General features: G+C 42.2%; 9 protein-coding genes and 1 CRISPR repeat array (1 of these 10 cut by a window edge). Of the genes, 3 read left to right on the forward strand and 6 right to left on the reverse strand.

Going from position 1 to position 13,050, the window contains the following annotated elements; translation table 11 throughout:
* Window positions 1-412 precede the first annotated feature (412 nt).
* The 6 genes from ACWATR_RS04145 to def form a co-directional block, all read right to left on the reverse strand.
* Complete coding sequence (locus ACWATR_RS04145; RefSeq protein ID WP_460329773.1) at window positions 413-3,121, reverse strand: MGH1-like glycoside hydrolase domain-containing protein; 2,709 nt, start codon at window positions 3,119-3,121, stop codon at window positions 413-415.
* 66 nt (window positions 3,122-3,187) lie between these two features.
* On the reverse strand, window positions 3,188-5,215 hold the full coding sequence (locus ACWATR_RS04150) for an amylo-alpha-1,6-glucosidase (protein WP_460329775.1): 2,028 nt from the start codon (window positions 5,213-5,215) through the stop codon (window positions 3,188-3,190).
* Between the two features lie 548 nt (window positions 5,216-5,763).
* On the reverse strand, window positions 5,764-6,405 hold the full coding sequence (locus ACWATR_RS04155; protein WP_460329777.1) for a GNAT family N-acetyltransferase: 642 nt from the start codon (window positions 6,403-6,405) through the stop codon (window positions 5,764-5,766).
* A gap of 210 nt (window positions 6,406-6,615) precedes the next feature.
* A complete protein-coding gene (locus tag ACWATR_RS04160) occupies window positions 6,616-7,446 on the reverse strand; it encodes a PD-(D/E)XK nuclease family protein (protein ID WP_460329779.1) in 831 nt (276 codons plus the stop codon).
* 174 nt (window positions 7,447-7,620) lie between these two features.
* On the reverse strand, window positions 7,621-7,824 hold the full coding sequence (locus ACWATR_RS04165; RefSeq protein ID WP_069074107.1) for a hypothetical protein: 204 nt from the start codon (window positions 7,822-7,824) through the stop codon (window positions 7,621-7,623).
* A 10-nt stretch (window positions 7,825-7,834) separates the two neighbouring features.
* Window positions 7,835-8,398: a peptide deformylase gene (gene def / locus ACWATR_RS04170; protein WP_069074108.1), complete on the reverse strand. Its 564-nt coding sequence runs from the start codon at window positions 8,396-8,398 to the stop codon at window positions 7,835-7,837.
* Window positions 8,399-8,688: 290 nt separating this feature from the next.
* Here def and ACWATR_RS04175 point away from each other — a divergent pair, with 290 nt between their 5' ends.
* The 3 genes from ACWATR_RS04175 to ACWATR_RS04185 all read left to right on the forward strand — a co-directional run bounded on the left by ACWATR_RS04175 (window position 8,689) and on the right by ACWATR_RS04185 (window position 12,289).
* Window positions 8,689-9,591, forward strand: a complete 903-nt coding sequence (locus ACWATR_RS04175; RefSeq protein WP_460329781.1) for a cell division protein FtsX — start codon at window positions 8,689-8,691, stop codon at window positions 9,589-9,591.
* A gap of 360 nt (window positions 9,592-9,951) precedes the next feature.
* Window positions 9,952-10,761, forward strand: a complete 810-nt coding sequence (locus ACWATR_RS04180) for a DUF3598 family protein (RefSeq protein WP_460329783.1) — start codon at window positions 9,952-9,954, stop codon at window positions 10,759-10,761.
* Window positions 10,762-10,777: 16 nt separating this feature from the next.
* Entirely contained in the window at window positions 10,778-12,289 is a 1,512-nt protein-coding gene (locus ACWATR_RS04185) for a BamA/TamA family outer membrane protein (RefSeq protein WP_460329785.1), read from the forward strand.
* 284 nt (window positions 12,290-12,573) lie between these two features.
* A CRISPR array of direct repeats spans window positions 12,574-13,050; the repeat unit is 37 nt; unit sequence ATTGCAATTCATCAAAATCCCTATTAGGGATTGAAAC; it runs 347 nt beyond the window's last position.

A 13,050-nucleotide genomic window follows, 5' to 3' on the forward strand; every position in this document is an offset into this window, starting at 1 on the left:
AATCCTATTTGTTTTATCTTTCTAGCTTGATTCAAGGCAGGTACTAAGAGGTTGTTTGAAAAGTCTAAATTATTACTTGCCTCTGCGACTAGAAGTCCCGGCTACACATACAAAACCCGCCTACTCGGGTTATAAAACTCGATTTTCTGCTAGTCCACGCAGGTGAACTTAGCCTGTTTAGTAGCGAATTATATTCGCCCAAAACTTTTCAAACATCCTCTAAAAGCAATACGCTTGGGTTAAGGGCTAATTGTACAAAATTGTGGGTTTTCGAGACTCGATAATTTGCCGTCTCTACAAGTGTTTTGGTCTTATCTGAACTGTATTGGTATCTTGCTATTTAACCAGAAAGAATAAAGGCAAATAACAAGTCTTTTTAATGAGGATGAGGGAGGAGCAGGTTTAGAGGTACTTATGTTAGAGCGATCGCTTCTTTATCCTCGTCTATTTCTGGTTCTTGATGCGGTGCTTCATATTCACCAAATTGCTGAATTAATTTGGCAACTAAACCTGTCCAGCCAGTTTGATGACTAGCGCCAATTCCGGCTCCGTTATCACCATGAAAATACTCATAGAATAAAATCAAGTTTTGCCAGTGTGGATCGTTTTGAAACTTTTGCATTCCACCATAAACAGGACGTTTACCAGAGTCATTTTGCAAGAAAATTCTGATTAACCTTTGAGATAATTCTGATGCAACTTCCCAAAGTGTCATCATCTGACCAGAACCGGTCGGACATTCCACTTTGAAATCGTCTCCGAGATAATAATGAAACTTTTGTAGAGATTCAATTAGGATGAAATTTACGGGAAACCAAACGGGGCCGCGCCAGTTAGAATTCCCACCAAATAAACCACTGCTAGATTCAGCAGGTTCATAATCAACTCGAAATTGCGAACCGTTAACATCAAAAATATAAGGATTTTCGGCGTGAAATCGAGAAAGTGCCCGAATCCCGTAAGGTCCAAAAAACTCGCTTTCATCCAGCATTTTTTGCAGAATACTTCTGAGCTTATCTCTAGAAACGATCGCCAGCAATCTCCTCGCACCCAATCCTTTTGTTTCCATACAAGCCACATTTTGCCGCAAGTCAGGACGGTTTTGGATAAACCATTCTAATCGCTTTTTAAAACCAGGAAGCAGTTTTAAAATTTCTGGTTCAATAGTTTCAATGGCAAATAAAGGAATTAATCCTACCATTGACCTGACTTTTAAGGTAATCTGCCGTTCAGGTAAATGCAGCACATCGTAGTAAAATTCATCAGACTCATGCCACAAACTGGCTTCCATTTCGCCGATTTTATTCATAGCATCGGCAATGTAAAGAAAATGCTCAAAGAACTTGGTAGCAATGTCTTCGTAAACAGGATTGGTCTTGGCTAATTCGAGAGCGATCGCTAACATATTTAAACAATACATCCCCATCCAACTTGTACCATCAGATTGGTCAATATGTCCGCCAGTAGGTAAAGCTGCGCTACGGTCAAATACACCAATGTTATCTAAACCGAGAAATCCCCCTTGAAAGACGTTGTTACCCGCAGTATCTTTGCGATTTACCCACCAGGTGAAATTGAGCATCAGCTTTTGAAATACCCGTTCTAAAAACTGTCTATCTGCTCGTCCATAAATCTTTTTTTCAATCTTATAAATACGCCAAGTTGCCCAAGCGTGAACAGGTGGATTAACATCACCAAAAGCCCATTCATAAGCAGGAATTTGCCCGTTAGGATGCATATACCATTCCCGTGTTAAAACATCCAACTGATACTTAGCAAAATCAGGGTCAATCATTGCTAAAGGAATGGTATGAAATGCCAAATCCCAAGCCGCAAACCAAGGATATTCCCACTTATCGGGCATAGAAAGAATATCTTTATTGTAGAGATGAAACCATTCCCGGTTTCTGCCTTGTTGGCGTTCTGGAGGTGGCGCTGGTGTATTGCGATCGCCTTTGAGCCAATCCTCTATAACATAGTGATAATATTGTTTACTCCACAGCATTCCAGCAAATGCTTGTCGTTGCACATTTCGCATATCTTCATTGAGTTGAAATGGTGTAACGCGCTGATAAAATTTATCTGCTTCCTGTTGTCGTTCCCAAAAGATTGTATCGAATTCTTTGCCAAATACCTCAACTAAATTTTGTATATCACTCAATCGCAATTTAACGATTTTAGTTTGACCTGCACCAACTATCAACAAATAATTAGCAGATGCTTTAGTGCCAACTTTATTTGTATTTACTGCCTCTTTTTTCCCCTGGATTATATAGTCATTAATGCCATCTTTGACATAAGCAGACGAATTAGAATAACCAAACAATCGCTGATAATTTGTTTCGTTTTCTGTAAATAGAATTTCGTTTGCTTCCTGACAATACAGCCACCTTTTACCTAAAGTTGAGTGAAACACCTCAACCACATGAAAGTCATTACCAGATTCGATCTGTTTTAAAGTAGGTTTGCTGGTATCACCATTCCAGCACCAAGTATTACGAAACCAGAGAGTAGGTAACAGGTGTAGTGTTTTTGCTTCTGGTCCCTGGTTGATTACTTTTATTTGGATGAGAATATCTTCAGCAGAATTTTTGGCATATTCGATAAAGACATCAAAGTAACGATTTTCATCAAATATACCTGTATCTAGTAATTCAAATTCTGGCTCATGACGATTTCTGCGTTGATTTTCTGCAACTAATTGGGAGTAGGGAAAGGCTTTATGGGGATATTTGTAAAGCGCTTTCATGTAAGAATGGGTAGGAGTATTGTCTAGATAAAAGTAATATTCTTTAACATCCTCTCCATGATTTCCTTCGCTACCGGTTAGACCAAAAATTCTTTCTTTAAGAATAGAATCTTCGCCATTCCAAAGTGCGATCGCAAAACAAAGTCGTTGATGATTATCAGAAATGCCAGCAATCCCATCTTCACCCCAACGATAGGCGCGAGAACGAGCCTGCTCGTGCGTGAAATAGTCCCAGGCTGTACCATTGGGGCTGTAGTCTTCGCGCACCGTTCCCCATTGGCGATCGCTCAAATATGGCCCCCATCTCCGCCAATGAGCCTTGTGACTCAAGGCTTCTGCTAATCTGATTTCTTCTTGGGTTAAATTTGTCATAATATCCCCCTGTGCATATCTGCACTTTAGTCAATTAATCTTTAAAATCCTAAGTTATTCCCCGCATCAACTCTCCGTAGCCAACCAAGCACGCAAAACCTCTGCTACTGTCCACGCTTGGGCAATACATCCCCGTGGAGTCATGGGGGCATCACCATCAAAAATTTCGCTGAGATTACCAACACCGTGTGCTTTGAGATGATTAGCCATTGGTTCTAAAAATTGACGAGCCTGCTCAGGATTTTTGTAGACGCGCAGGTGTGCTAAGACGAACGGTCCCAACAACCAACCCCAAACTGTCCCTTGGTGGTAAGCTCCATCACGTTGATACTGGTTGCCACCGTATTTACCCTGGTATTGGGGATGATCGGGGGCTAGCGATCGCAACCCATAAGAAGTTAGCAGCGATCGCCCGCAAGCCTCCACCACACCCTTTTGCTGGGCAGGTGTGAGCGGACTTTCTGGTAATGAAACAGCAAAGATTTGGTTAGGACGCAATAACGCATCATCACCATCAGGACTGTCTAAAACGTCATAGCAATAACCTGTCTCGTCATTCCAGAAGCGAGAAAATCTATACTTTGCTCGCTCTGCCATTGCTTCATATTCTTGGTGTGGTTTACCAAGTTGACGGGCAAATTTTGCCATTGCCCGTAAAGCATTGTACCAGAGGGCGTTAACTTCAATCGGTTTGCCAATTCGGGGCGTAACTACCCAATCATCAACTTTGGCATCCATCCAGGTCAGTTGTACACCAGCAACACCTGCATAAAGTAAGCCATCGGCTGCATCGAGGTGAATGTTGTAGCGTGTACCGCGACAGTGCCAATCAATGATGTCTGCAAGTATGGGAAAGAGTTCACCAAGCAAAGTATCATCGTCCGTAGCGCTGTAGTAAGCGCGGACTGCTTCAAAGTACCAGAGAGTAGCATCGACTGTATTATATTCTGGTTGCTCACCTGCATCAGGAAAGCGATTAGGCAACATTCCTTGGTCTACGTATCTGGCAAAGGTGCGAAGAATTGAGCGTGCTACCTCTGGGCGACCAGTGGAAATTGTCAAACCAGGTAGACTAATCATGGTGTCGCGTCCCCAGTCGCTAAACCAGTGATAACCAGCGATGATGGTTTTGCCGTATGGGTCTTCTGGCAATGAGCGATCAACAATAAACTGGTCAGCAGCTAGTACTAGATGGTTGATCCAGCTAGGTGATTCCTTAGTTTTCAGGGGTCGATTAGTTTTCCAAAATCCTGTTAACTTTTGCTCTTGAGCGCGACGTAACTTTAGTGCAGCTTCACCATTGAGATTTGGTTGCTTTTCTGTGGTGACTACAAAGGCGATCGCTTCTCCAGGATTCAGTGTAACTTCAAAGGTGGCAGCGTGGAGGTGGTCTTCTTTATCTCTCAATCCCCGATAGCGTTCAACTGCTAAGTCAAAGCCATGATACCAATTGTGGACAACAGATACACTAGGGCGTGAAGCGTTGCGTAGCTTGCCGCCGTAGGCATCGCCTTTAGGTGAATCACTCAGTAGATATAGTGGTACAGCACCCGGATAAGCAGTTACACAAATCCCCTGTTCTACCTCCTCTACAGACATCTGCCAATCATTGCTTTGAGTATCGCTGTGATAATCGCGGTAGTTGACTATTGCTTTGAGGGTTAACTTCAGCGGTTGGGTGGCACGACGCAAAGTATATTGGACATAAGTTGTGTTTGCGCCTTGTTGCATCCACACCCGTTTTTCTAATAAGGCATCAGCAACAGCAAAACGCCATACAGGAATTGTACCTTCCAGAGAAAAACGTTCAATATTTTGATAACCCTGGGTACTGACAATACCATCAGCCCAACGATTGGTATCTAGAGAATAAGAGCGAGTATCGTACAGGACAGTTTCATCTAGTTTTGCCACCATTAAGGTACGACCTAGAGGTGGTTTCAATGCTGCTACCAGTAGTCCATGATAGCGGCGGGTCAATAAACCAGCTATAGTCCCAGAGGCATAACCACCAATACCGTTAGTAACTAACCACTCCCGCGATTCTGCAATGTCAAGATTGCCGCAGATTTCCCGCCCAAATTCTATACACATAAGTCACGTCACTGTGCTCCGAATTCACAATTCAAAATTAACAATCCCAATTAAAAGTTGCTCCTAGAGCATCCTAACTCCTAACTTTTGTTAAAGGATGTTTGAAAAGTGGTTGGCTGTAATTTTAGGCACTTGTTGATCCCCCCAACCCCCCTTAAAAAGCTACTGTGTATACACAAGTCCTAAAAACCTAGCTTGATAAGACTTTCCTCGTTCCCAGTCTCCGACTGGGAATGCATTCATTGAGTCTCTGACTCAATGCCAGATTGGAGGCAGAGCCTCCACGAGGAGCATTCCCATGTAGAACATGGGAACGAGATAAAAACGAGGTAAACGAGATAAACGAGAGAAGAATGGAAAATCAAGCTTTTTTCGACTTGTGTGTACACCGTAGCTTACCAAGGGGGGAAAGTCTCTAAAAGTCCCCCCTTTTTAAGGGGGATTTAGGGGGATCTAAAACGTTTTGCTACCGACTAGAGGACTTTTAAAACCCAGTCCCCAATCCCTAATCCCCAGTCCCCAATCCCCAGTCCCTTTTACACATCCTTTTAGATTGGAGATTGATCTTCAGTTGCTTGAGATTCATTCACTAGAGGATTGAGGATGACTTCATTTGCAACACTATCAGGTTTACGGGCACGAATTGCTGGACGCGATCGCCTGTAACCGGCTCTTTCAGCTTTTTGGTGTTCGTAATCAATTAATCTGCCATAATATTCGTGCTTGCTTAAATTCATCGACAAGAAAATATGCTGGCGGATATTACCAAAACCTTTGCGACTAAAAAACTTTAATGCTGAAGTATTGGTGGGGTCAGTATCTACCAACATAAACCGCGCCCCATCTTCAATCATCCGGGCGACGACTTTATCAACTAGCTTGTCTGCAACTCCCCGACGCTGATACTTCGGACTAACTCCTAGCCATAAAATATATCCGTAAGTCCAGGATGCTTTGGTGATGATGGTTCCTAAAATGAATCCTGCTAATTCTCCATCTGTTTCAGCCACAAGACAGTATTCGGGATCGGTGTTGTAAAGTCCAATCACCTCCCATTCGTCCCAGGTGCGGTATAAATAAGGATATAAATCGCTGGTAAATAAACCTTCTCCCAAGTGGTAAACGGGAGCAATGTCATCAATTCCTAATTCGCGTACATAAATTGCTTCAGTTTCGTCAAAGTTTGACATAATTTTATATTAATTTTTAATTTCTTTATACCTCTATTGGATTTTACAAACATCCTCTAATGTAACGTGAGTTCGATGAACCTCTCCCTCCCAGCCTCCCTCTGGGAAACGGAAAGGGAGGAGCAAGAAAAATTCCGCTTTTTGCTCCCCTCTTCGCATCGGAGAGGGGCTGGGGGAGAGGTCAAATAAGACTTGTCGAACTCACTCACATTAATGTATGGGGTTGAGTGAGACTTCTGGAATGCTGTCAAAGTTTGGTAATGAGTCTTTTACTGCTTCTTCAATGCCTTGTGTGCGTAGTTTACCGCCGTAGGTATAGCACCGTTTGGCAAACTGACAATGATCACAGGTATTGCTACCCTCCACCACTTGAGGAAACTGCTGGTTATTTTGGTAATCTTCCAACAAATTAGTTAACTGGCTTAACAGTTGATTAACTCTCTTTGCTGTTCTTGTGTGTTGAGCAGTATTGTAATTAAATTTAATATTTTGCGGCTTGCCCTCAGATTGGACAAACCAGTAAGTCATGGAAATATTTTCTGGCAAATAGTCGCTAGTTTCAGCCAATACATACAGATAAAGCCGTGTTTGCCAGTTGGATTCTAACTGACGTTTGTTGGGTGGTTTAGGATAAGTTTTCCAGTCGAGAATTTGTGCTTGTTGGTTATCTGCAATCAATAAATCATAGACAACCGACAGCAAATAGTCCTGAACTTGCAGAGTTCGGTAGTGTTCACTTTCACGGAAAGTTTGATTATCAGATGCAGGCGTTAAGATTTCTGGGGCTGCATCGGCAAAACCTAGCATCCAGCTTTGCAGTTGAGCATCCGCTTGCAGGAAACTATCAATTGGCAAACCCATTTCTCGCTGTTGCATTAGCAAGTGAAAGCGACTACCTAAAGTTAGCCGTTCTTCTTGTTCTGGATTTGAGGGCGAATTGAGTTTTTCTAGGTAAGTGTGTTGAAATTTACGCGGACAAGCTTCTAGTAAGTTGAGTTGTCCTTGAGACAGTCGCAGTAGTTGAGTGGGAGTTGACAGCATTCTTCTATTTTAGAAGCGATCGCAAACGATGCCCATTTGCCAGGAAAAGCAATCAAGTAGCCCCAACAAAAAACTTAATCTCAGCGCAGTGGAAGATGGAGAGCAAAAATAAAAGGTAAAAGAATGAATTTTGCCTTTTTCCTCATCCTTTTACCTTTTTTATGTACCTGATGCTTATTTCATGTTAGCCCTTGCGTCCTTCACTGCGGCAATAAAAAATAATCCTGTGAGTGGAATACTCAATACCAGGATAATTGCCGTAGCTGTGACACCAAAATCTGGTTGTCCGTAACTGAGTTCAAAAATCGAACCGACAGCTGCGATCGCACTTACACAAGAACCACCCAGAAATAAACCGCTTTTTGGAGTTAAATACACTGCTAGCCCCCTATACTATTGGTTTCACCGCTTGATACGAGAAGCCATTCTTAGATAGCTCCTGGGCTAAAGTCAAGGAGTTTTCTACACGATCTACAAATACCACGCCGTTAAGGTGATCCATCTCGTGCTGAATGCAGCGTCCCAAAAGGTCATTCGCCTTTAATGTCCGGGGACGGCCGTATTCATCTTTATAGGCAATTTCCACGAGTTCGGGGCGCTTCACGTCTAGATATACGTTAGGGATACTCAAGCATCCTTCTTGGGCAACAGAGATGTCGCGGCTGACTTGTTTAATGGTGGGGTTAATCAACACCAAAGGCTGATTAGCTGCGTTCTCTGGTTCCAAGTCGATGACAATTAGTTGTTTGTGAATTCCTACTTGGGGTGCAGCCAAACCAATGCCATCCTTGCTGTACATAGTTTGCAGCATTTCGCGCACTATTTGGCGAAGTTCATCATCAACCTTAGAAATCCGCTTTGCAGCTTGACGCAGCACGCGATCGCCTAAATAATGAAGCTCCAAAGGTGGATTTTTTAACTTTTTTTTCTCTACAGCAATTTCAGAGGGCATGAGTCTCAGATGGCTAGATGGTGAAAATTCCTACTATAGCGATTCTCGTTTATATGCAATAGACTTTGACCTCTCTCCAAACCTCTCTCCTAAAAGGAGAGAGGCTTTGAGTCTTACTCCCCTTCCCTACAAGGGAAGGGGCTGGGGGTTAGGTCTGTATTGGACTCAACTGAGAACCGCTATATTCTAATTCTATCAAGCTGGGGAGTGGGGAATTGGGAATGGGGAATTGGGAACTATGAATTACGAATTACGAATTACGAATTACGAATTATTGACCGGGGTGATCTGTGTTTAAATCTCTCACGAAACTTGATTATCTACTCAAAGAAACTTTCCTCGGTTTAATGCGGGGAGGTTGGATGAATTGGGCCGCTGTAAGTACTGTGACAGTGTTACTGTTTCTATTCGGCTTGAGTTTGCAAACCTCTTGGCAAGTCGAAAAACTCCTCTATCAGTTTGGTAGCCAGCTAGAAGTATCAGTTTATCTCGAACCGGATACGCAAATGGAAAGTATTGAGCCACTGATCGCAAAAATGTCAGAGGTGGCGGCGATACAAACCATCACTAAAGAGGAAGCTTGGACTAAGTTAGTTAAGGAAATGAGAATTTCTGATATTGAGGGTACTACCCAACAGCTAGGTGAGAATCCTCTGGTTGATGAGATGAAGGTGAAAGCGCGTAATTCTGAAGTTGTGCCAAATTTAGCAACGCAGTTGGCTAAGTTGCCAGGAGTTGAGACGGTGCAGTATGTTGATGAAGCAGTCAAACGCATTGCCCAATTGCACCAAGGTCTGAACTGGATTACCTTAACAATTACAATTATTCTGACTTTAACAGCGATCGCAGTCACTACCACCACAATTAGGCTGATTGTCACAGCGCGACGCCAAGAAATTGAAATTATGCAACTAGTGGGAGCAACTTCTGCTTGGATTTACCTACCGTTTATTTTACAAGGAATTGCTTTTGGTTTAGTTGGTGGTGCGATCGCTTGGAGCTTCATTTCTATAATTCAACAATTTCTCGGTAAGTTGCTAGTCAATCAACCTGAGTTTATCCAAGTCATCACCAACAGAGTGCAACTCACTCCAGCAGAAATTTTATTATTGCCCCTGATTCTTTTAAGTTTCGGTGCAGCTGTAGGATTAATGGGGAGCTTATTTGCTGTCCGACGTTTTGCTAAAGGATAGTCATTGGTCATTGGTCATTGGTCATTTGTCCTCTGAACTTGGAATTTTCAAAATTTTAAAACAATAACTGAAGTTTTATCTTGAACAAATATGAAATTAAACCTATAGTCATTTTCAATCCCGTGAGGTACAGGTATACAAATAGACCTAACCCCCTAACCCCCTTCCCGAAGCGGGAAGGGGGAACAATTCAAAGCCTCTCTCCTTTTAGGAGAGAGGTTTGGAGAGAGGTCAAAATTGTACTTCACCCTTGTCGACGCTATACATATCAACTTAACAGGGCTAATCAAATGACAAATGACCAATGACAAATGACAAATGACCAATGACAAATAACAAATAACAAATAACAAAATCACTATGAAATCGCAATGGGAATGTTTTTTGCAGAATCTCGGTGTTTGGGAAGGTTCATTTAGCAATTTTTCTCCTCAAGGGACACTTCTGAATGACACTCCTAGCCGTCTTTCCCTAGAAGGTTTGAACAATAACCAAACCGTGCGCTTAACTCTGTGCCGTTCGGGACGAGATGATTTAGTTAAAGAATATAGTTCTCTGGGGCGGAGTCTCCTATTTTTTGAAAATGGTTCATTTTCTGAAGGTTTAATTCAATTAGGCCCATTTTCCGAATTTGGCGCAGAAGTTGCTTTAGTTCATGAAAATCGCCGCTTGCGTCTGGTGAAACTGTTTGATAATACTGGTCAGCTAAAGGAATTAATCTTAATTCGAGAACATCTAGCTGGAACGCCAGCAGCAGAACGTCCACCCTTACAGATAAATGATTTGTTGGGAGAATGGCAAGGTCAAGCAGTGACAATATATCCAGATTGGCGATCGCCTGATACTTACTCTACAACCTTAAAATTACAACTAGATGATACTGGGCGATTAATTCAAAGCACTTCTTTTGCAGAACGTACAATTAACTCAACTGCTACCATCAAAGGCCCCATTGTTCTTTTTGATCAAGACCCAGAAAAGCAGGTGCAAGTATTACTGTTACCAGATGGCGCTTCTGCAACTTCACCTCTCAAGGTGCAGTTACGTCAACCTTTCTTTCTGGAAGTTGGTTGGTTAATTCAGCCAAACCTACGCCAGCGGATGATTCGCAGCTACAACGAGAAAGGCGAATGGGTTAGTCTGACATTAGTTACTGAAGAAAGGGTGTAATGAAAAAACTTTATTTATGCGTATTCAAATAACTGTAGTTGCGATCGCAGTCATCTTAATAACTGGAGAAAATTCACAGGCCCTTGCAGACTTGCAATCTGCTACTGAAGATGGCGCTGGTAGTATTCTGTTACCAGAACCTACCTTACAGATAGGGGAAGGCTATGTCAAATATGGTGATTATATAGGCTCAACTCCAGTAGATGCCCAGTCTGTCGAGTTTTCTCAGAGAATTGTCAAAGACATCCAGATTCGTTTTATTAATAATAAAGATCAGTTACTTGATGACAAAGGTCAGCCGATCAAAGGACGTACCCGAATAGATTTTATCAATAGTCTGCTCAAACTCAAACCTGGTCAAGTATTCCGTGAAGATTTACTAGCAGCAGACTTGCAACGATTGAGGAGATTAGAGTCATTTAATGAAGTCAATGTTTATCGAGAAGAAGATTCTTCCAGCGTTAATATCATTTATGAAATCAAAGAGCGTAATTTCCCTTCTCTAATTTTAGGAGGCGGTAATAACGACGATGTTGGGCTATACGGTCGGGTGGGTTATAAAGATGCAAATGTTAGCGGTATTAACGATAAATTAGATGCGACTGTGCAAATCAGCGGTAAAGATGTCCAGTTTAATGGTCAGTTCACTAGTCTTTATCGTCCTCAAGAACCAAACCGCTTAGGCTACAGCATCAGAGGTTTTCGGAATCGAAATACATCGGGAACCTTCAACGACGATATCAGATTATCTAACGGTGACAAAGTTCGCGAGGGAAGATTTGGCGGTTCCGTGGGAGTTTTACAATCTTTTGATGAGTGGGATACAGCAATAAGCTTTAATTACACCAGAATTAGCCTACGCGATCAAGAATATAACGTTGTCCAGACCGATAGATTAGGGAGTCCTTTATCTGTGAGCGGTACTGGCATTGATGACCTATTTACATTATCCTTTGCTGTATCCAGAGATCAACGCGATCGCCGAGACAATCCCACTCAAGGATCAATTCTCACCCTCAGCACAGAACAAGCGATTCCCATTGGATTGGGTAATATTTCCAGCAATCGCCTACAGGGAGATTATATTCATTATTTACCAGTCAGTTGGATCGGTAATGGTAGACAAACCGACCATCCAGAAATGTTGGCGATTAATTTACAAATTGGTACGACTATTGGAAACTTTCCACCAGCTGATGCTTTTAATATTGGTGGGCCGGATTCTGTCAGGGGTTACGGTTATGGAAAAATTGCCAGTGGTCGGAGTTATGGTTTAGTTTCAGTAGAATATCGGTTCCCAATTTTTCATTCAATCGGCGGAGTTCTCTTTACTGACCTCGCTTCCGATTTCGGGTCTAGCGAAACCGTGCTAGGAGAACCAGGAGTGTTGCGAGATAAACCTGGAAGTGGCTTTGGTTACGGCTTAGGATTGCGTGTAAAGTCATCTTTTGGGTTGATTCGAGGCGACTTTGGAATTAGCGACCAAGGAGAATTAAGATTTGAAGTGACTACAGGTCAGCGATTTTAATCCTCTTTCTGGTTAGGTTCCTGGATGTCAAATGCGCGAAAGGGTAGGTGTAGAAATTCTACAGCCTCAAAAAAGTGCCTCTATCTCAATACCAGCAAGCATTTCACCCCACTTGTTGCCCAATTACCATCCGCGCAATATCTGAAATGCTTACAAAACTTGGGTTTCAGTCTTCAACCTTTCTCAATACTCTTCCCAAAGGAATTCTCTAATGCTATTATTGCTCTAAATCCGCGCAACCGCACCTTGAAAACTAAATACAGCTAGGCTTTCGGGCTGCCGCTATTGCAATTCATCAAAATCCCTATTAGGGATTGAAACTCAGACAAGAAGATGAACTAGGTGAACTTTTAGTATTGCAATTCATCAAAATCCCTATTAGGGATTGAAACAACAGGTAGCTTATGATAATATTCTCTTATACAATTGCAATTCATCAAAATCCCTATTAGGGATTGAAACCCAGTATTAACATTAGCTGCCTGGCTTCGGCATCGGATTGCAATTCATCAAAATCCCTATTAGGGATTGAAACAAATTGCATACTTTGAACAAGAAGATATTGAAGAATTGCAATTCATCAAAATCCCTATTAGGGATTGAAACCTTTGAGGTTCATTTCTCGACAAGCTATCAATAGCATTGCAATTCATCAAAATCCCTATTAGGGATTGAAACAAAGCTGTAAAAGAAGACGACAAAGCAGAAAACAAATTGCAATTCATCAAAATCCCTATTAGGGATTGAAACCGAGAAAGAAC

This window comes from Nostoc sp. UIC 10890, from assembly GCF_054786515.1.

Coding starts and splice junctions, on each gene's coding strand:
- def (WP_069074108.1), bottom strand. CDS start 8,398: ATGCCCTCTGAAATTGCTGTAGAGAAAAAAAAGTTAAAAAATCCACCT.
- ACWATR_RS04180 (WP_460329783.1), top strand. CDS start 9,952: ATGAAATCGCAATGGGAATGTTTTTTGCAGAATCTCGGTGTTTGGGAA.
- ACWATR_RS04150 (WP_460329775.1), bottom strand. CDS start 5,215: ATGTGTATAGAATTTGGGCGGGAAATCTGCGGCAATCTTGACATTGCA.
- ACWATR_RS04145 (WP_460329773.1), bottom strand. CDS start 3,121: ATGACAAATTTAACCCAAGAAGAAATCAGATTAGCAGAAGCCTTGAGT.
- ACWATR_RS04155 (WP_460329777.1), bottom strand. CDS start 6,405: ATGTCAAACTTTGACGAAACTGAAGCAATTTATGTACGCGAATTAGGA.
- ACWATR_RS04185 (WP_460329785.1), top strand. CDS start 10,778: ATGCGTATTCAAATAACTGTAGTTGCGATCGCAGTCATCTTAATAACT.
- ACWATR_RS04160 (WP_460329779.1), bottom strand. CDS start 7,446: ATGCTGTCAACTCCCACTCAACTACTGCGACTGTCTCAAGGACAACTC.